Origin of the sequence: Flavobacterium olei (assembly GCF_039749035.1) — a bacterium.
Lineage (GTDB): Bacteria > Bacteroidota > Bacteroidia > Flavobacteriales > Flavobacteriaceae > Flavobacterium > Flavobacterium olei.
This window is the reverse complement of record NZ_JBDKWC010000004.1, coordinates 70,041-89,069: the sequence shown is the minus strand read 5'-3', so window position 1 is coordinate 89,069 and position 19,029 is coordinate 70,041. Positions and strand designations below refer to the sequence as shown.

General features: G+C 35.6%; 19 protein-coding genes. 9 read left to right on the top strand and 10 right to left on the bottom strand.

Going from position 1 to position 19,029, the window contains the following annotated elements; all coding sequences use genetic code 11:
• Window positions 1-144 precede the first annotated feature (144 nt).
• The gene (capA, locus tag ABEB31_RS11300) at window positions 145-1,185 is read right to left on the bottom strand and encodes a cysteate synthase (RefSeq protein WP_347051771.1); all 1,041 of its coding nucleotides are present in this window, start codon (window positions 1,183-1,185) and stop codon (window positions 145-147) included.
• Window positions 1,186-1,255: 70 nt separating this feature from the next.
• Entirely contained in the window at window positions 1,256-3,316 is a 2,061-nt protein-coding gene (locus ABEB31_RS11295) for a S9 family peptidase (RefSeq protein ID WP_347051770.1), read from the bottom strand.
• Window positions 3,317-3,459: 143 nt separating this feature from the next.
• Between ABEB31_RS11295 and ABEB31_RS11290 the strand changes: the two genes are divergently transcribed.
• Entirely contained in the window at window positions 3,460-3,780 is a 321-nt protein-coding gene (locus ABEB31_RS11290) for a YbaB/EbfC family nucleoid-associated protein (protein WP_347051769.1), read from the top strand.
• A 110-nt stretch (window positions 3,781-3,890) separates the two neighbouring features.
• Here ABEB31_RS11290 and ABEB31_RS11285 read toward each other — a convergent pair whose 3' ends face one another.
• Complete coding sequence (locus ABEB31_RS11285) at window positions 3,891-4,910, bottom strand: threonine aldolase family protein (RefSeq protein ID WP_347051768.1); 1,020 nt, start codon at window positions 4,908-4,910, stop codon at window positions 3,891-3,893.
• A gap of 150 nt (window positions 4,911-5,060) precedes the next feature.
• Here ABEB31_RS11285 and prfB point away from each other — a divergent pair.
• The 8 genes from prfB (at window position 5,061) to hemN (ending at window position 12,876) form a co-directional block, all read left to right on the top strand.
• Window positions 5,061-6,159 (top strand): peptide chain release factor 2 gene (prfB, locus tag ABEB31_RS11280; protein ID WP_347051767.1). Its coding sequence is split into 2 segments (ribosomal slippage): window positions 5,061-5,123 and window positions 5,125-6,159, totalling 1,098 coding nucleotides; the frame shifts between segments, so codons are not numbered across the junction.
• Between the two features lie 92 nt (window positions 6,160-6,251).
• Window positions 6,252-6,698, top strand: coding sequence for a peptide-methionine (R)-S-oxide reductase MsrB (gene msrB, locus ABEB31_RS11275; RefSeq protein WP_347051766.1), 447 nt, complete (start codon window positions 6,252-6,254; stop codon window positions 6,696-6,698).
• A gap of 277 nt (window positions 6,699-6,975) precedes the next feature.
• Window positions 6,976-7,974, top strand: coding sequence for a UDP-3-O-(3-hydroxymyristoyl)glucosamine N-acyltransferase (gene lpxD, locus ABEB31_RS11270; RefSeq protein ID WP_347051765.1), 999 nt, complete (start codon window positions 6,976-6,978; stop codon window positions 7,972-7,974).
• A gap of 216 nt (window positions 7,975-8,190) precedes the next feature.
• On the top strand, window positions 8,191-9,819 hold the full coding sequence (locus tag ABEB31_RS11265) for an acyl-CoA carboxylase subunit beta (RefSeq protein ID WP_347051764.1): 1,629 nt from the start codon (window positions 8,191-8,193) through the stop codon (window positions 9,817-9,819).
• A 117-nt stretch (window positions 9,820-9,936) separates the two neighbouring features.
• The gene (locus ABEB31_RS11260) at window positions 9,937-10,359 is read left to right on the top strand and encodes a DoxX family protein (protein WP_347051763.1); all 423 of its coding nucleotides are present in this window, start codon (window positions 9,937-9,939) and stop codon (window positions 10,357-10,359) included.
• A gap of 102 nt (window positions 10,360-10,461) precedes the next feature.
• Window positions 10,462-10,809, top strand: coding sequence for a hypothetical protein (locus tag ABEB31_RS11255; protein ID WP_347051762.1), 348 nt, complete (start codon window positions 10,462-10,464; stop codon window positions 10,807-10,809).
• A gap of 105 nt (window positions 10,810-10,914) precedes the next feature.
• Window positions 10,915-11,391: a hypothetical protein gene (locus tag ABEB31_RS11250; protein ID WP_347051761.1), complete on the top strand. Its 477-nt coding sequence runs from the start codon at window positions 10,915-10,917 to the stop codon at window positions 11,389-11,391.
• Window positions 11,392-11,511: 120 nt separating this feature from the next.
• Window positions 11,512-12,876 (top strand): oxygen-independent coproporphyrinogen III oxidase, encoded by a 1,365-nt coding sequence (gene hemN / locus ABEB31_RS11245; RefSeq protein WP_347051760.1) that lies wholly within the window; start codon window positions 11,512-11,514, stop codon window positions 12,874-12,876.
• 27 nt (window positions 12,877-12,903) lie between these two features.
• On the opposite strand, the gene ABEB31_RS11240 is transcribed toward hemN, so the two are convergent.
• Genes ABEB31_RS11240 through ccoS form a run of 7 tightly spaced genes read right to left on the bottom strand, consistent with a single transcriptional unit; the run spans window position 12,904 to window position 19,019 of the window.
• Entirely contained in the window at window positions 12,904-13,605 is a 702-nt protein-coding gene (locus ABEB31_RS11240; protein WP_347051759.1) for a sulfite exporter TauE/SafE family protein, read from the bottom strand.
• Window positions 13,606-13,610: 5 nt separating this feature from the next.
• Entirely contained in the window at window positions 13,611-14,060 is a 450-nt protein-coding gene (locus ABEB31_RS11235; RefSeq protein WP_347051758.1) for a FixH family protein, read from the bottom strand.
• 12 nt (window positions 14,061-14,072) lie between these two features.
• On the bottom strand, window positions 14,073-15,491 hold the full coding sequence (ccoG, locus tag ABEB31_RS11230) for a cytochrome c oxidase accessory protein CcoG (protein WP_347051757.1): 1,419 nt from the start codon (window positions 15,489-15,491) through the stop codon (window positions 14,073-14,075).
• Window positions 15,492-15,502: 11 nt separating this feature from the next.
• A complete protein-coding gene (locus ABEB31_RS11225) occupies window positions 15,503-16,435 on the bottom strand; it encodes a cbb3-type cytochrome c oxidase N-terminal domain-containing protein (protein ID WP_347051755.1) in 933 nt (310 codons plus the stop codon).
• A gap of 1 nt (window position 16,436) precedes the next feature.
• Window positions 16,437-16,631: a CcoQ/FixQ family Cbb3-type cytochrome c oxidase assembly chaperone gene (locus ABEB31_RS11220; RefSeq protein WP_347051754.1), complete on the bottom strand. Its 195-nt coding sequence runs from the start codon at window positions 16,629-16,631 to the stop codon at window positions 16,437-16,439.
• A gap of 7 nt (window positions 16,632-16,638) precedes the next feature.
• Entirely contained in the window at window positions 16,639-18,825 is a 2,187-nt protein-coding gene (gene ccoN, locus ABEB31_RS11215; RefSeq protein ID WP_347051752.1) for a cytochrome-c oxidase, cbb3-type subunit I, read from the bottom strand.
• Between the two features lie 2 nt (window positions 18,826-18,827).
• Complete coding sequence (gene ccoS / locus ABEB31_RS11210) at window positions 18,828-19,019, bottom strand: cbb3-type cytochrome oxidase assembly protein CcoS (RefSeq protein ID WP_347051751.1); 192 nt, start codon at window positions 19,017-19,019, stop codon at window positions 18,828-18,830.
• Between the last annotated feature and the right edge of the window lie 10 nt (window positions 19,020-19,029).

Genomic DNA, 19,029 nt, shown 5'->3' with positions numbered 1-19,029 from the left:
TAATGTGTTTTCTAATTTCTTACGTATAAACACGTTATTTTTTAAAGTTCATTATAAAATCTAAAAGAAATTAACATTACATATTAGGGAGCAAAAAAAAACTCCATTCTGTTAGAATGGAGTTTTATTGCGATAGTAAATATTTTACTTTATAAATTCAATTTTTTGAGCTTCTTCTTCATTAACACTGTCAAAGAAACCTTGTTCGTTCATCCAGTCATCGCTAAATACTTTACTCATATAACGTGATCCGTGATCCGGAAAGATGGCAATAATATTGCTGTCTTTTGTAAACTCTCCTTCTTCTGCGTATTGCTTTATAGCCTGCATTACTGCTCCCGAAGTATATCCAACAAATAAACCTTCTTTACGAGTGATTTCTCTTGCTGAGTGTGCACTTTCTTCGTCGGTTACTTTCATGAATTTATCAATAATATCAAAATCAGTTGCAGACGGAATTAAGTTTTTACCTAAGCCTTCTATGCGGTACGGGTAAATTTCTTTACTGTCAAATTCTTTTGTTTCGTGGTATTTTTTCAATACAGAACCAAAAGCATCAACTCCGAGAATTCTAATATTTGGATTTTTTTCTTTTAAGAATTTTGCAGTTCCAGAGATAGTTCCTCCCGTTCCGCTGCAAGCAACTAAATGCGTGATTTGTCCTTTTGTCTGTTCCCAAATTTCAGGACCTGTAGTGTTGTAGTGAGCATCAATATTCAATTGGTTGAAATATTGATTAATGTAAACTGATCCTTTTGTCTCCTCATGTAAACGTTTGGCAACATTATAATACGATCTTTCATCATCTGCCGATACGTGAGCCGGACAGACGTACACTTTGGCGCCCAAACTTCTCAACATGTCAATCTTATCTTTGGATGATTTTGAGCTTACTGCCAAAATACAATTGTAACCTTTAATAATGCTTACCATTGCTAAACTAAATCCGGTATTTCCGGATGTGGTTTCGATAATGGTATCTCCCGGCGACAGAATTCCCTTTTTCTCGGCTTCTTCAATAATATATAATGCTATTCTATCTTTTGAGGAATGACCTGGGTTGAAAGCTTCTACCTTTGCGTAGAAATTTCCTTCTAACTCTTCGGTGATTTTATTTAGCTTAATAAGCGGAGTATTACCTATTAACTCTAAAACATTATTATAAGCGGTTATTTCTTCTTTCATAAAAAAATAGTTAATCAAAGGTCTTTTTAATTAACCTTGATAGGTTGCAAATTTAACAAAAATTTTCTAATTAGCTTTCAATTTTTTCTAAATCTAATAAAAAACTAAATTCTTTTGCTAAGTCCTTCAAAGCCTCAAAACGTCCCGAAGCCCCGCCATGCCCTGCATCCATGTTGATATCTAAAAACAAAAGATTATTATTTGTTTTTATTTCCCGCAATTTTGCAACCCATTTAGCTGGCTCCCAATACTGTACCTGCGAATCATGCAATCCCGTAGACACGTACATGTTAGGATAATCCTGTGCTTTTACATTATCGTAAGGTGAATACGACAACATATAATCATAATATTTTTTATTGTTTGGGTTACCCCATTCGTCATACTCTCCGGTTGTAAGCGGAATACTGTCATCCAGCATCGTGGTAATTACGTCTACAAAAGGCACCTGAGCAATGACTCCATTATATAATTCAGGAGCTTCATTTACGATTACTCCCATTAAAAGTCCGCCGGCAGATCCTCCTTCAGCATATAAATGTTCCGGTGAAGTATACTTTTGGTCTATTACAAATTTAGAGCAATCGATGAAATCTGTAAAGGTATTTTTCTTTTTTAACAGTTTTCCATCTTCGTACCATTGTCTTCCCAGGTCCTCACCTCCCCTGATATGGGCGATTGCATACACAAATCCACGGTCCAGAAGCGATAATCTGGTTGAAGAGAAATAAGTATCCATTGTGATTCCGTACGAGCCGTAGGCATAAAGCAGCAAAGGATTTTTACCGTTTTTCTCAAGTCCTTTTCTGTAAACCATAGAAATAGGAACTTTCACTCCGTCTCTGGCTGTAGCCCATACACGTTCTTCGATGTAATTTTCTTTATCAAATTTTCCTCCTAAAACCTGTTGCTCTTTTAAAATTTCTTTGGTTTTAGTTTTCATATTGAAATCAATTACAGAAGAAGGCGTTGCTAAAGATTGATAGCTGTAACGCAATATATCGGTGTCAAAATCAACATTTGTTGTTGTATAAGCATTGTAAGTTTCACTGCCAAAAGGAAGATAATAATCCGGTTCTTCATTCCAGGGCATAATGCGGATGTGGTTTAAACCATTTGAGCGCTCTTCTACAACTAAATAATTTTTAAATATCTCAATATCTTCCAACAAAACATCTTCTCTGTGCGGAATCAAATCTACCCAGTTTTTCTTTCCTGTTTTGTTTTCTGGCGTTTTCATTAATTTAAAATTCGTCGCTTTATCTTTATTTGTTAAAATATAAAACGAATCTTCATAGTGCGAAATACTATATTCCAGTCCGCGTACACGCGGCTGAAAAACCTGAAATTCACCATCAGGATGATCTGAATTTAAAATTCTGTATTCAGTCGTAAGCGTACTTCCTGAACCAATTACAATATATTTTCTTGATTTTTCTTTGCTAATAGAAACATTAAAAGTATCATCTGTTTCATTATAAACCAAAACATCATCTTTTGAATCTGTTTGCAGTTTATGTCTGAAAACTTTATCAGCTCTTAAAGTTGTTTCATCCTGTCTAACGTAAAAAATCGTGTTGTTATCGTTTGCCCAAACAGAAGCTCCCGTTACATTTTCGATTCTGTCCGCTAATATTTCGTTTGTTTCTAAATTTTTAATTTGAATGGTATAGATTCTTCTTCCCACTAAATCTACTCCAAAACTTGCAAATTTATTATCCGGACTTATACTTAATCCGCCCAGTTTAAAATAAGCATAACCTTTGGCCATTTCGTTGCAGTTGAATAAAATTTCTTCCTCTGCTGAAAGACTCCCTTTTTTTCTTGCAAAAATTGGATAATCCTGACCAGTTTCAAAACGCGTAATGTAAAAATAGCCATTATAAAAGTAAGGAACAGAGGAATCATCTTCTTTTATTCTAGCTTTCATTTCTTCAAAAAGACTGTTTTGCAAATTTTTGGTATGAGAAGTCATATTCTCATAATAAGAATTTTCCTGATTTAGATACTCTATAACCTCGGGGTTTTCGCGGTTATTTAGCCAGAAGTAGTTATCAACTCTGGATTCTTTATGTTTTTTTAATGTTTTAGGAATTATTTTAGCCTTTGGAGCCGATATATCATTTTGCATTGAATGAGCATTAATTTTTAAATTGAAGACGCAAAAATAACACAAACCCAACAGAACATGATTAACTTTTTCTTAAAATATTCTATTGAATTCACAAAGCAATATACTAATTTTGTCTGAAATAATTTAAAAAATCGACAAAAATGGATTTAATGGGAATGATGGGTAAACTTAAAGAAACCCAACAAAAAATTGAAGATACTAAAAAGCGTCTGGATACTGTTTTGATTGATGAACAAAGCGCTGACGGATTATTAAAAATTACAATTACCGCAAGCAGAAAGATAAAAACAATTTCTATAGACGATTCTCTTCTGGAAGATAAAGAGCAATTGGAAGATTACCTGATTGTAACATTAAACAAAGCAATTGAAAAAGCTACAGATGTTAACGAAAGAGAATTAGACGCTGTTGCGAGAATGGATATGCCTTCTATTCCGGGAATGGATAATTTGTTTAAATAAGGAACAAAGCAATAAAGCTTTAAAGTTACAAAGGTTAACTTCCCGGTTAACCTTTGTCCTTTTTTTTTAAATCTTTGCAACTTTGAGCCTCTGAACCTTTAAACCTTCGTTTAGAACTTCGATAGCGTCTCCAAAACATACGTATGCATAACTTCTTTGTAATCCAGGTGCGTTACAATTCTTAATTTATTATGCCCAAGAGAGCTTATTAATATGTTTTTTTGTTTTAATTTTTCTATTAATAATTGATCGCTGTAACCTTCCGCCAGTGAAAAAATCAAAATATTGGTTTCTACGGGTTCAATTGCAGCAATCCAGGGTTTTGTACTTAATATCTTCGCAATTTCTTTCGCCCGACGATGATCCTCCGCAAGTCTTTCAATATTATGTGCCAGCGCATATAATCCGGCTGCAGCCAAGTAACCTACCTGACGCATTCCTCCACCAAGTATCTTCCTGATCCTCAACGCTCTGTGAATATCAGCTTTACTTCCTAACAGTACAGATCCAATAGGTGCTCCTAATCCTTTAGACAGACACACCGAAATAGTATCGAATATTGCACCAAATTCTCTTGGATTTTGCCTCTTAGCGACCAATGCATTCCAGATTCTCGCGCCATCTAAGTGAAATTTCAAATTATTGGCGTCGCAAACTTTTTTTATTTCCTTTAAATCATCTAATTCATAACAGGCACCACCTCCTTTGTTTGTTGTATTTTCTACACAAACGAGACTTGTAAGCGGACTATGATAAAATTCGGGATCGTTTATTGCAGCTTTTACCTGAGAAGCCGTAATCATTCCGCGGTTTCCGTCAATCAAACAACAGGAAACTCCGCTGTTAAAAGACACTCCGCCTCCTTCATAATGATACACATGCGCATATTTATCGGCAATTAATTGTTCGCCCGGCTGGGTATGCAGCTTAATCGCAGTTTGATTGGCCATAGTTCCAGACGGAAAAAAAAGTCCAGCTTCCATACCAAAAAACTCTGCTGTTCTGTTTTCCAATTCAATCACCGTTGGGTCCTGTTTGTATACATCATCACCTACCTGAGCGTTAAACATATACTGCAGCATTTCATAAGTGGGCTTGGTTATGGTATCGCTGATTAAATTTATTTCCATATTCTAAAAACTATATCTTATTTTTGTATGCAAAATTACGTATTACAAATAGTTATTCTCCGCAAGTTTGGTAAAATTTAACTCGCGGGATTCTATAGACCAAATTAACGTAATAATTCTAAAAAACATATAAAACCTATTAATTAATTTATGACAACAGCCGAACAAGTAAAAGGTATTGTGGAGCGCCTTGGTGCGTTGAGGAGGTATCTTTGACGTTGATGCCAAGCTAATCGAAATCGCAAACGAAGAAGAAAAAACGTTCGCCCCAGACTTTTGGAACAATGCAAAAGAAGCAGAGAATATTGTAAAAAACCTTCGAAACAAGAAAAAATGGATCGAAGATTATGACAAAGCCGTTTCGCTTACAGACGAATTACAGCTTGCATATGATTTTTATAAAGAAGGAGAATTCTCTGTTGAAGAACTGGATGAACAGTATAATGCGGCGCAATCGCACATCGAGAACATAGAATTTAAAAATATGCTTTCTGATGAAGGCGACAGTTTAAGTGCCGTTGTACAAATTACAGCGGGAGCCGGCGGAACCGAAAGCTGTGACTGGGCAGGAATGCTGATGCGTATGTACATGATGTGGGGCGAAAGTTATGGTTACAAAATAAAAGAACTTAACTTTCAGGAAGGTGATGTTGCCGGAATAAAAACCGTAACTTTAGAATTTGAAGGAGACTATTCTTTTGGTTACCTAAAGGGAGAAAATGGTGTTCACCGTCTGGTTCGCATCTCACCTTTTGACAGTAACGCAAAACGTCATACTTCATTTGTCTCTGTATACGTGTATCCGCTTGTAGATGACAGTATTGAGATCGACATTAATCCTGCTGATATCGAAATTACTACATCTCGTTCGAGTGGTGCGGGAGGACAGAACGTAAATAAAGTGGAAACGAAGGTTCAATTGGTACATAAGCCAACCGGAATCCAGATTCAATGTTCTGAAACCAGATCGCAGCAAGACAACAGACAACGGGCTATGCAGATGCTTCGCTCTCAATTGTATGAAATTGAATTAAAAAAACAGCAGGCACAACGTGCTGATATCGAAGCCGGAAAAATGAAAATTGAATGGGGCTCGCAGATTCGTAATTACGTAATGCAGCCTTATAAATTAGTAAAAGACGTTCGTACCGGTTACGAAACCAGCGACGTTGACGGCGTTATGAACGGAAATATTGATGCTTTCTTAAAAGCCTATTTAATGATGATGGGACAAAAAGAGGAAGAGTAAATTAGTGCCCGGATTTAGTATTCAGTTTGCACAAATATGAAACCTGAATCTCTAACTTCAGACATTAAACCTGAACTAAAAAAACAATAGTTATGATAAAATGGGCAGATGTAATTCATTTTACAAATAAAGGAAATCCGGCTCCGGATAAGAGAGTTGAAAAAACACCGGAAGAATGGAAGGAAACTTTAACTCCTGAAGAATTTCAGGTTACACGTTTAAAAGGAACCGAAAGATCTTTCAGTTCTGAAATGTGCAGCTTGTTCGAACCTGGAATTTACGAATGTAAATGTTGTGGAACATTACTTTTTGACGCCAGCGAAAAATTCGAATCAGGAACAGGTTGGCCTTCTTTTACACAACCCGTAAAAGAAAATGCCGTTGGATATTATGCGGACAAATCTCATGGAATGATTCGTGTTGAGGTAGTTTGTAATACCTGCGACTCCCATCTGGGACATATTTTTCCTGACGGTCCTGAACCAAGCGGTTTAAGATATTGCATAAATGCTCTTTCTTTGTCAAAAGTAAAAGAGTAAATAATATCAAATAGTCACAAAAGCGATTCCTATAATAGGAATCGTTTTTTTTTTAAATATGCTCTTCCCTCTCATTGTTAAGGACTTATAAAATTTTATTTTGTCAGGAAATAAATATTAAAGCAAATGCTAAATTTTAAAAGAAATACATCAATTTAATATACAAAAAGTTAATTTTTCAATATTGGCAATATAATTTTACACATATCTCAAAAAACCATTAGGTTATTAAAATGTAATTCATTTTATTTGGCAAAAATTAACCCTTTATCTGCTAATGAGATCCTATTCAATTCAAGAAATTAACGAAATAATAAACGGTGTCATTTATGGCACTACATCTCAACACATTACTGCTACAGAACAACTGGAAAAAGCGACCAATTCGGAAATTTCATTTATAGGAAATAAAAAATATGAAAAATACTGGTCGGCTTCCAATGCTTCAATAGCGGTTGTTAATGAAGATATTTCGATAGAACCTGGCGAAAACCGTGCTTTTATTAAGGTTAAAAATGCAGATTTGGCTATGTCCCAAATTCTTGCTCTTTTTGCTCCTCCTGCCCCTTTGTTCCGCGCAGACATTCACAAGTCAGCAACTGTCGATGAGACGGCAATTATTGGCGAAGGCGCTAAAATTGGTGCGGGATGTTACGTAGGACCAAAAGTCGAAATTGGAGCAGGTACAATACTTTATCCTAACGTAACCATTTTAGATGAATGCACCATTGGAAGAAACACCACAATTTGGTCCGGAAGTGTTATCCGTGAGCGTTGTCATATTGGTAACGACTGTATCATTCACCCAAATGCGACAATTGGTGCCGATGGTTTTGGATTTCGTCCTTGTGCAGAAAAAGGTCTGGTTAAAATTCCACAAATTGGAAATGTTATTATAGGAAACTGTGTAGAAATTGGTGCGAATACTTGTATTGATCGTGGTAAATTCAGCTCAACAGTTCTTGGAGATGGCTGTAAAATTGATAATTTGGTTCAGATAGGTCATAACAGTAAATTAGGAAAATTTTGTATTATGGCCGGAAACAGCGGCCTTGCGGGTTCTGTTACTCTAGGAAACGGTGTTATTATTGGCGGAAGTGCCTCTATAAAAGATCACACTACTATTGGAGACGGTGCTACTATAGGTGCTGGTTCTGGTGTTACAGGCGATGTTCCTGCAGGGAAAACCATGTTGGGTTATCCTGCTGTAGAAGCAAGAGACGCTCTAAAACAATGGGCCATTTTAAAAAGAATGGTTTGTAATTCTAAAAAATAAACTAAGGTGCTAAGGTGCTAAGGTGCTAAGGTGCTAAGGTGCTAAGGTGCTAAGGTGCTAAGGTGCTAAGGTGCTAAAAAAAAACAGAAGCAAAGCTTCTGTTTTTTTTAGCTATTTTATTAAAATTATTTCTATTTACTACAACTACTTTATCGGGTTTATTTCAATGGATTTTGTAAATTAGCCAACACTATTTTATAAAATCAATACTATATCATGGATTTAAACTTCAATAAAAACGAAGATCACAATAAATTACTCCTTTCTGAATTAAAACAAAAATTTGCCAAAGTCAAATTAGGCGGAGGCGAAAAAAGAATCGAAAAATTACATGCTGAAGGTAAAATGACTGCTCGCGAGAGAATTGCTTATTTATTGGATGAAAATGCAAAAAGTATTGAGATTGGTGGTTTTGCAGGCGACGGAATGTACTTGGAACACGGCGGATGCCCTTCTGGTGGTGTTGTGGTAAAAATTGGGTATATAAAAGGTAAACAATGTATTGTTGTAGCAAATGATGCAACGGTAAAAGCCGGCGCATGGTTTCCGATCACGGGGAAAAAAAATCTGCGTGCACAGGAAATCGCCATGGAAAACAGGCTTCCCATTATTTATCTGGTCGACAGCGCCGGAGTTTATCTGCCAATGCAGGATGAGATTTTCCCCGACAAAGAGCATTTCGGCAGAATCTTTAGAAACAATGCCCAAATGAGCAGCATGGGAATTACCCAAATTGCCGCTGTTATGGGAAGCTGTGTTGCAGGAGGTGCTTACTTGCCAATTATGAGTGACGAAGCTTTAATTGTAGACAAAACAGGAAGTATTTTCCTTGCCGGAAGCTATCTCGTAAAAGCCGCAATTGGAGAAACTATCGATAACGAAACTTTGGGTGGAGCTACAACACATTGTGAAATTTCTGGTGTAACCGATTATAAAGCTAAAGATGATAAAGACGCTTTAGACAAAATAAAAAATATTGTCGATAAAATAGGTGATTATGATAAGGCCGGTTTCAGCCGGATTAAATCTGAGAAACCTGCTTTAGAACCAAATGAAATTTACGGAATTCTTCCGAAAGCAAGAACGGAGCAATACGATATGATGGAAATCATAAAACGTTTAGTCGATAACTCTGAATTTGAAGCTTATAAAGAAGGCTATGGACAGTCGCTAATTACCGGCTACGCCAGAATTGACGGCTGGGCTGTCGGAATTATTGCAAATCAGAGAAAAGTGGTTAAAACCAAAAAAGGTGAAATGCAGTTCGGCGGTGTTATCTATTCTGATAGTGCAGATAAAGCGACCCGTTTCATTGCCAATTGCAACCAGAAGAAAATTCCTTTAGTGTTTCTGCAGGATGTAACCGGTTTTATGGTGGGTTCTAAATCTGAACACGGCGGAATTATAAAAGACGGTGCAAAAATGGTAAATGCAGTTAGTAACTCTGTGGTTCCGAAATTTACCGTCATTGTCGGAAACTCTTACGGAGCAGGAAATTACGCGATGTGCGGAAAAGCCTATGATCCACGTTTAATATTTGCCTGGCCAAGCGCCGAACTGGCCGTTATGGGCGGTACTCAGGCAGCAAAAGTGTTAGCTCAAATCGAAGCATCTTCGCTTAAAGCGAAAGGACAAATAGTCGATGAAGCTAAAGAAACGGAATTATTTAATAAAATTAAAGCACGTTACGACGAGCAGACCTCTCCTTATTATGCAGCTTCCAGACTTTGGACAGACGCCATAATCGATCCTTTGGAAACACGAAACTGGATCTCAATTGGAATTGAAGCTGCCAACCACGCTCCTATTCAAAAACAATTTAATCTAGGAGTTATTCAGGTCTAACTTAAAAATCCTCAAAACACTAAATAAAAAAAGTAAAAAACTTATTTTCAGGCTGTTAAAATAAATATATCATTAAAAATTAGTAATTTAGTATAGAATTTTTAATCACACAGCATCATGGAAAATGTAAAAAGTTTAAATAAATGGGCCAATTCGCACACTTATTTACCAGTAGATTTAGTACGGATTGTTTTGGGTGGATTTTTATTTATGAAAGGCGTATCTTTTGTAACCAATGTACAATACCTGCATGACTTGATCTCTCCAATTGACAGGTTTGGCGGAGGTATGTTTATGCTGCATTACATTGCTCCGGCTCATATGATTGGTGGTATAATGATTATTTTCGGGCTTCTGACGCGTTGGGCAATAGCTGCACAATTACCTATTTTATTTGGCGCTGTTCTCATCAATTTTATGGGTTACATGCATTCAGAAAGTTTGATTCTTGCGATAGTAACTTTAATGATTTGTATCTTCTTTTTATTTTATGGAAGCGGTAAACATTCCGCCGATTATTATTTTAAGATGCAGCAATAAACTCAAATCCTTAGTTCAATAAATACTAAGGATTTTTTTTTTGACTGTTAATTAATTCTATAAAGTTTCTTTAATTGTGTTTTATGACTTAATTTCGCCAAAATGAAATGGATTCATAAAACCGTTATTATAATTGCATTTTTAGTTGCAGGTTTGTTTGCTTATCAGGCAGACAGCTCATCTGTGCATATAAGTGACACGGAAAAAACCGATTCCAGCTTCTCTAAACAGGTTAAAGATTCTGATGCTTTCATCCAGCCACAAGGAAATTATCAGTTTGCGGCAAACATCAAAACAAATCCTGTAGGCATAATAAGGTCTTTTGATTCTCTTTTACCGCTTATTCCACAACATCAAACGGTTACCTCTTTTTCCGCATTTACTAAAGTTTTTACAACTCAAAGTAAAAAGGTTTTGGTAATTCTCTATGCTTTCCACTTTTTCTGGTAAATAAAATATTTGATTTTTTTATAAAGATCTAATCTTCAATTAAAACTAACCATTTTTCTATATGAAAGCTGGTTATCAAATCATTTTATTTAATTCATAAAAAATATGGAAACTACTACCACAATAATGGGTATTGTAATTTTAATTATAGTTGCAATCCCTGTATACTTTTCTGCACGCTCATCTGCAGCGAACAAATCAAAAATTTTAAATATTAAAAAGAGATTCAATCCTAATCATCCGGAAGAATTTGATTTAACAGAATCGATCAATAATAAAACGCTGACAATTGATCAGAAAAACAATAAGTTCATTTTAATGAATTTCAATCCAAATCAACAAGAATGTACTTTTGTAGATTTAAATACTGTTTCTTCCTGTAAATTGATTCCAACAACCGATTCAAATTCTGATACGATTATTAAAATTGATTTTGAATTTCAGGAAAAAGCAACTTCAAAAAAGATAATAATTCCATTCTATGATTTCGACGACGACCGCATCAAACAGATAAGTGTTTACCAGGATCATCAGTTTGCAAAAAAATGGCTTAAAATCATCCAAGATTCTATTTCAAGTTAGTTATTTAATTCAATTAAAGAGACTCCGTTGTGAGTCTCTTTTTTTTGCTGTTTACATGATATTTGTCATTTTCTGTCGTTGCACGAAGTTTTAATTTTGATGAAAACTAAATCTGTCATTATGAAAATTTCTTTGACTCAAAAGTACAATGTCCCAGGCCCAAGATATACCAGTTATCCGACTGTTCCCTACTGGAACGAAGATGATTTTACATCAGAAAAATGGATCACTACTTTGCAAAAATCTTTTTCAGAAAGCAACTCACAAAACGGAATTAGTTTATACATTCATTTACCTTTCTGCGAAAGCATGTGCACTTTTTGCGGATGCAACAAGCGCATTACCAAAAATCATTCTGTTGAGGAAAAATACATTCAGGCTGTTTTGAAAGAATGGAAAATGTATTGCGACTTACTATCAGAAAAGCCGGTTATTAAGGAAATACATCTGGGAGGAGGAACTCCGACATTTTTTTCTAAAGAAAATCTGGAGCTTCTTATAAACGGCATTTTCACTAATGCAATAAAAGCACCGAATCACGAATTTAGTTTTGAAGGACACCCTAACAATACCACTTACGAACAGCTAAAAAAGCTATACGATTTAGGTTTTCGCCGGGTAAGCTTTGGCGTTCAGGATTATTCTGCCAAAGTTCAGAAAGCTATTAACAGAATCCAGCCTTTTCATAATGTTGCAAAAGTTACTTTTTGGGCAAAAGAAATTGGTTATACTTCAATTGGACATGATATTATTTTTGGACTTCCATTTCAGACTATCGAAGATGTAATTGATACCGTTGAAAAAACCAACTCTTTAAAACCAGACCGTTTGGCTTTTTACAGCTATGCCCACGTGCCATGGATAAAAGGAAATGGTCAAAGAGGTTTCAATGACGAAAATCTTCCTAAAGACTCTGAAAAAAGAAAACTTTACGAAACAGGAAAAAAGCTATTGATCCAAAATGGTTATCACGAAATTGGTATGGATCATTTTGCCTTGACCGGGGATAGTTTGTATAAAGCTGCCCATAACGGAAATCTGCATAGAAATTTTATGGGCTACAGCGCTTCCAAAACTCAGGTTATGATTGGTCTGGGCGTATCCTCTATAAGTGACAGCTGGTATAGTTTTGCACAAAACACTAAAAATCTTGAAGAATATTATCAGATTTTGGAATCTGAAAAACTTCCTGTCGTAAAAGGACATATTTTAAATGATGAAGATCTTATTATAAGAAAACACATTTTAAATTTAACCTGTGAACTTAAAACTTCCTGGGAGAAAGATTATTTAAATTTTCCTGAACTTTCTGAAGTTTTGACTGCTTTAAAAGAAATAGAAAATGACAATTTGATCGTTATCGAAAACAACGGCATCAAAATCACTGAAGAAGGAAGACCATTTGTACGTAATATTTGTATGGCTTTTGATTTACATTTAAAAAGAAAGTCACCGGAAACAAATTTGTTCTCGATGACTGTCTAAGAATGGTTAGTTAGTTTAAATTATTTCTTAATGGCAGTTAGGAGTCTGCTGTACAAATAAACTCATGTTTGAAGGAGATAAATACGGGATTCCTAATCCTAAACCACGCAGAATAAACAATACTCCTATTATAACCGCTACATACGGAATCGCCTTTTGAATTTTATTTCGAAACGGAAGTCTCAGCAATGTATTTACATACACAACAATTGTCATTAAAGGTATAGTTCCTATTCCGAACAGGATCATATAAAGAACTCCATAGCTCGCACTTTGCATAGCAATCGCTCCAAAAAGAGCTACATATACCATTCCGCAGGGTAAAAAACCGTTAAGTAAACCAATTGTAAAAAGAGATTTGTAACTCTTATTCTTAAATTGACTTCCCAGATTTGATTTGATTTTAGAAATGATTTTATATACAGGTTTAGAAAAATTGTAGTGCGCAAATCTTTTTTCCGGAATCAAAACGATTACAATCATAATTATTCCGATAATTATGGACATCTTTTGTTGTAAACCTGCCAGAAAAAATCCTCTTCCGAGTAATCCAAAAATCAATCCGATTGACGCGTACGCACTCAATCTTCCAAAGTGATACGTCATCATCTGCGTTATCTTTTTTGCTTCATTTTGTCTGTCAACAGGAAGCATCATAGCAATAGGTCCGCACATTCCAACGCAATGCAGACTACTAATTAAACCTAGAAAGAAAGCTGAGAATAACATTATGTTTAGTTTACGTAAATTACTTCTTTAGACAGGTATTTTTTACCTTCATATTGCCATTCCATATTGACATCCCAACGGCCTTTAATTAATTTTTTCTGAGGAATAACAATTTCAGAATTCGTTAGAGCAATCTGAGTATTAAAGTCAAACTTCTTGTTGGAAGGTCTGTACAATAAAATATTTCCTTTTACTTTCCCGCTTTCAAATCCCGGAGGAAAGGTTACCGCAACTCCGTTTCCGGTATATTTTATTGAAGGTTTATACTGCAGATCATGTGCATTCTGAATTCTCGCCATTTCTTCCTGAAAATGTGTATCGTGTTTGTAGTATTCTTCTACAACCAGATCATTATCATATTTAGAATTAGATTGAACTTCAAAAACAAAATATAAAATAAATGTCATAAACAATCCAAATGCTATGACGATTCCGGTACCCCAGTTAACTTTCATAATAATACTTTTTTAATTGAAACTTCTTGGTCCTAAGAAATTTGTAGTTGTGGTTTCAAGGAGTTCAGAACCATTATAAACCCCAATTTTAACTTTTGTTTTGTCACTTTCCAAAAGAACTTCATCAATTTCAATAAATAGTGTTCCTTGAGAAATTCCTTCTTTTGCCATTTTAAAATGTGTGTTACCGACATTTTTGATGGTCCCTTTTTGATCGATTAATTCAAAATGAATGTCTTTGTAGTCTTTCATCGTCTTGTTTACAATTTTATAAGTGTAAACATTACTGATTTTATCTCCATTATGCTGAAACAACTGACCTGGCAATCTTAAAATAACAGCCTCAACATTTGTTCTTAAAAATAACATTCCCACAAAGATGCTTAATAAAATAAACAGGACTGCAGTGTATCCTTTCATTCTGGCCGTAAATCGGAAAGGTTCTTTTTTGACAATTTCATCTTCAGATGCATAACGAATAAGACCTTTTGGCAAACCTACAGAATCCATTATATGATCACATTCGTCAATACAGGCTGTGCAGTTTGTGCATTCGAGTTGTGTCCCGTTCCTAATGTCAATTCCCATCGGACAAACATTAACACATTGAAGGCAATCTATACAATCTCCTTTTCCGGTTAAGGCCCGATCTTCTTTTTTATTGAATTTTGCACGTCCGTTCTCTTTTTCACCACGCACAAAATCATACGCAACATTTATGGATTTATTATCTAAAAGAACGCCCTGTAATCTTCCATACGGGCAGGCAATAATACAAACCTGTTCACGAAACCAAACAAATACGAAGTAGAAAACACCGGTAAAAATAAGAAGGGCAATAAAATTACTTGCCTGGTTGACTGGTCCCTGCTCTATCATTAAAAATAAAGCATCGCTTCCGACCAAATAAGCCAAAAAGACATTAGCAATGATAAAAGAGATTAAAAAGAAAACAGTCCACTTTAGGAGTCGTTTTCTAATTTTTTCTGCATTCCATTCCTGTCGTGCTAAGCGGGATTGCGCACCGCGGTCCCCGTCAATCCAATATTCAATTCGACGGAACACCATTTCGAGAAAAATAGTTTGCGGACAAATCCAGCCACAAAAAATTCGTCCAAAAACAACAGTAAATAAGAGTATAAATACAACGCCTATTAGCATTGATATAACGAAGAGATAAAAATCCTGTGGCCAAAAAGGAAAACCAAATATATTGAAACGACGTTCCATAATATTGAACATCATAAACTGGTTTCCATTTATCTTAATAAAAGGATTTACGAATAATATTGCAAGCAAGACGTAGCTTACAATCTTTCTGTAATCGTAAAATCTACCAGACGGTTTTTTAGGGAATATAAATTTCCGTTTACCACCTTCATCTATTGTTCCAATAGTATCTCTAAAAGCTTCGTCTGGTAAATTTGACATGGTATTTTTATTTATTTTTTAACTTCAGTGGTATTATCTTTGGCAGCGGCTGAATCATTAGGGGCACTATCTTCTACCCAAACTTCGCCTTCTGACTCTTTAGGATCTTTGGGATTACTTCCTTGCAGAGATAAAATATAACTCGCTACTTTTTGTATTTCTTTTGGTTTAAGAGTTCCCTTCCAGGCAATCATACCTTTACCGTCCCTGCCTCCATTTGTAATTGTGTGAAAGAGATTTTTAATCCCTCCGCCCAAAATCCATTTGTTATCGGTAAGATTCGGTCCAATTTGTCCTCCTGCATCGGCACGGTGGCAAGCTGCACAATTGGTGGTAAAAATTTCTTTGCCTTCTGCTAAACTAGGTGTATCCCGTAGTAGAACCACTGTTTTTTCATCCATTAGATCGGGTGCCGTTTTCATGTATTCCTCAACATCAATTTTTGCCTGTGCCATTTCTTTTTTCAGCTCCATTTCCTGGTTGTCTGCTCCCATGACATCATAGCGAACGACATAAATTACTCCAAAAATGATACAGATGTAGAATAAATATACCCACCATGGCGGTAAATTATTATCAAGCTCTTTTATTCCGTCATAATCATGATCCATTAACAAATCGCCCTCTTTTTCCATTGGAGCTGTTTGTGTCAGCTTATGCATTAAATCTTTATACCAGGTGCTTTCTTTAAAACTTAAACTTTCTTCGAGTTCTAATTTTTCCTTTTCTTCAGGAGATAACAACTGATACATTACTCTATTTACAGCACTAAGTGTAATTTCGATCGCAATGAGAATGAATAAAAAGACAAATAAAAAGAGCGCAACCATGGGATATTTAATAAAAGCAGGTTTATCACCTGAATCAATAAAATATTCCATCAAAGCAAATACGATGAAAAAAATCAACGGTACTCTAACATATACTGGGAAAAACTTTTTCATTTTATCTATCTTTTGTGATTACACTAAGTCCTTCATCTAAAGGTATATTACTCATTTCCTGAATTTTTTCTTTTCTATAAGAGAATACCCAAAAGCCTAATCCTACAAAAAAAAGGAAGAAAATTAAAAGGGAAAGAATCGGGTAAATTTCTACACCCGATATTGTTTCCATATTGTGTTTTATTTGTTCAAACATAATGCTGTTATTTTGAAGTTTCTTTTACTTTAATATCAGTACCAAGTCTTTGAATGTAGGCAATCAAAGCCACGATTTCTCTTTCATTCATCGGGATGAATTTTTCACCTTTTGCAGCAGCTTTTTTACGGCTGTCTTCATAACTTTTCACAAAATCAGGGTCGGCTTCTAAGCTTTTTTCAATTTTAACAGCCTGGTCTCTCAAAGTTCTCTGCGCATTTGCCACTTCTTCCGGTGTGTATGGGACACCCAATGAAATCATAGCCTGCATTTTCTTTTGTGTTAATGAAATATCCATTGCTTCATTATCAAATAACCATTTATACCCTGGCATAATTGATCCTGCAGATGTACTTTGCGGATTCCACATGTGGTTAAAATGCCAGTTGTCATTGTATTTTCCACCCACTCTTAGCAAATCGGGACCAGTACGTTTTGAACCCCATAAGAACGGATGATCGTAAACAAACTCTCCTGCTTTTGCCTGCACTCCGTAACGCTCTACTTCACTTCTGAAAGGACGAACAGATTGTGAATGACATCCAACGCAGCCTTCTCTAATATATAGGTCACGCCCTTCCAGTTCCAGAGGTGTATACGGTTTTACACTTGAAATTGTTGGAATGTTTGATTTCACCATAATTGTGGGTACAATCTGAATTACACCTCCAATTAAAATAGCAACTGTCGCTAAAATGGTTAACTGAATTGGTTTTCTCTCTAACCAGGAATGGAATTTTTCTCCTCTCACTCTTCCACTACTTATTCTCTGTAAAGCCGGTGCCTGAGCCAGTTCATCTTCAATAGTATTTCCTGCTTTTACGGTCATTATAATATTGTAGACCAAAGTAAGCATACCAATTAGGTATAAACTACCTCCAATTGCTCTCATCCAATACATTGGCATAATAGCAGTTACTGTTTCTAAGAAGTTTCCATAGGTTAAAGTTCCGTCTGGATTAAATTGTTTCCACATAGAAGCTTGTTGGAAACCAGCGACATATAAAGGAATTGTATACACAATGATACCTAAAGTACCAATCCAGAAATGGAAATTTGCTAATTTCTTAGAAAATAAATCAGATTTGGTCATTCGCGGAATCAACCAGTAAATAATACCAAAAGACATAAAACCATTCCATGCTAATGCTCCTACGTGAACGTGTGCAACGATCCAGTCCGTATAATGCGCGATCGCATTAACATTTTTCAGAGAAAGCATCGGACCTTCAAATGTCGCCATTCCGTAACCTGTAATTGCAACAACAAAGAATTTTAAAACCGGTTCTTCACGAACTTTATCCCATGCACCTCTTAATGTGAGAAGTCCGTTAATCATACCTCCCCAGGAAGGAGCAATCAACATAACAGAAAATGCAACTCCTAAATTCTGCGCCCAGTTTGGCAAAGCAGAATATAATAAGTGGTGTGGTCCTGCCCAGATATAAATAAAAATAAGCGACCAAAAGTGAATAATTGATAATCTGTATGAATATACAGGTCTGTTTGCAATTTTAGGAACAAAGTAATACATTAATCCTAAGAATGGAGTTGTCAGAAAGAATGCAACCGCATTATGTCCATACCACCATTGCACGAGAGCATCCTGAACTCCTGCATATACAGAATAACTTTTTAAGGCGGAAACAGGAATTTCTATATTATTAAAAATATGTAAGACCGCAACAGTCACAAATGTTGCCAGATAAAACCAGATGGCCACATATAAATGACGCTCTCTTCGGCGCAGCATGGTTCCAATCATATTGATTCCCATAACTACCCATATTAAAGCAATTGCAATATCGATCGGCCATTCTAATTCTGCATATTCTTTAGAAGAAGTATATCCCAAAGGAAGTGTAATTGCAGCGGCAACAATGATTAACTGCCAGCCCCAGAAATGTAAATTGCTTAAAAAATCACTGAACATTCTGGCTTTTAGCAATCTTTGCAGCGAATAATACATACCGGCAAAAAAAGCATTACCTACAAAGGCGAAAATTACCGCATTGGTGTGTAAGGGTCTTAAACGGCCGTAACTAAGCCATGATATCCCATCTGTCATGTTGGGAAAAAGGTACATTACCGCTAAGGTAAGCCCTACTAACATACCCACAACTCCAAAGAGTATTGTGGCGTAAATGAATTTTTTTACAATTTTGTTGTCGTAATAAAACTGTTCCATTTCCATAATTATACTTGTTTTTCTTCGATTGGTGAATTATTATTCTGGGGATTAATTTTGGTTTCGTCGTCAAAGAGAATTCTGACTGAAGGCGTATAATCATCATCATACTGTCCGGATCTGACAGCTGCGATAAAGGCAATAAAGAAACAGATTGCCACAAAAATACTTACTGAAATTAATAGATAAATAACACTCATACCCTGGATT

Bases quoted from the DNA above. Each gene is read 5' to 3' on its own strand.
- capA (WP_347051771.1), bottom strand. From the start codon at position 1,185: ATGAAAGAAGAAATAACCGCTTATAATAATGTTTTAGAGTTAATAGGT.
- ABEB31_RS11295 (WP_347051770.1), bottom strand. From the start codon at position 3,316: ATGCAAAATGATATATCGGCTCCAAAGGCTAAAATAATTCCTAAAACA.
- ABEB31_RS11290 (WP_347051769.1), top strand. From the start codon at position 3,460: ATGGATTTAATGGGAATGATGGGTAAACTTAAAGAAACCCAACAAAAA.
- ABEB31_RS11285 (WP_347051768.1), bottom strand. From the start codon at position 4,910: ATGGAAATAAATTTAATCAGCGATACCATAACCAAGCCCACTTATGAA.
- msrB (WP_347051766.1), top strand. From the start codon at position 6,252: ATGATAAAATGGGCAGATGTAATTCATTTTACAAATAAAGGAAATCCG.
- lpxD (WP_347051765.1), top strand. From the start codon at position 6,976: ATGAGATCCTATTCAATTCAAGAAATTAACGAAATAATAAACGGTGTC.
- ABEB31_RS11265 (WP_347051764.1), top strand. From the start codon at position 8,191: ATGGATTTAAACTTCAATAAAAACGAAGATCACAATAAATTACTCCTT.
- ABEB31_RS11260 (WP_347051763.1), top strand. From the start codon at position 9,937: ATGGAAAATGTAAAAAGTTTAAATAAATGGGCCAATTCGCACACTTAT.
- ABEB31_RS11255 (WP_347051762.1), top strand. From the start codon at position 10,462: ATGAAATGGATTCATAAAACCGTTATTATAATTGCATTTTTAGTTGCA.
- ABEB31_RS11250 (WP_347051761.1), top strand. From the start codon at position 10,915: ATGGAAACTACTACCACAATAATGGGTATTGTAATTTTAATTATAGTT.
- hemN (WP_347051760.1), top strand. From the start codon at position 11,512: ATGAAAATTTCTTTGACTCAAAAGTACAATGTCCCAGGCCCAAGATAT.
- ABEB31_RS11240 (WP_347051759.1), bottom strand. From the start codon at position 13,605: ATGTTATTCTCAGCTTTCTTTCTAGGTTTAATTAGTAGTCTGCATTGC.
- ABEB31_RS11235 (WP_347051758.1), bottom strand. From the start codon at position 14,060: ATGAAAGTTAACTGGGGTACCGGAATCGTCATAGCATTTGGATTGTTT.
- ccoG (WP_347051757.1), bottom strand. From the start codon at position 15,491: ATGTCAAATTTACCAGACGAAGCTTTTAGAGATACTATTGGAACAATA.
- ABEB31_RS11225 (WP_347051755.1), bottom strand. From the start codon at position 16,435: ATGAAAAAGTTTTTCCCAGTATATGTTAGAGTACCGTTGATTTTTTTC.
- ABEB31_RS11220 (WP_347051754.1), bottom strand. From the start codon at position 16,631: ATGTTTGAACAAATAAAACACAATATGGAAACAATATCGGGTGTAGAA.
- ccoN (WP_347051752.1), bottom strand. From the start codon at position 18,825: ATGGAAATGGAACAGTTTTATTACGACAACAAAATTGTAAAAAAATTC.
- ccoS (WP_347051751.1), bottom strand. From the start codon at position 19,019: ATGAGTGTTATTTATCTATTAATTTCAGTAAGTATTTTTGTGGCAATC.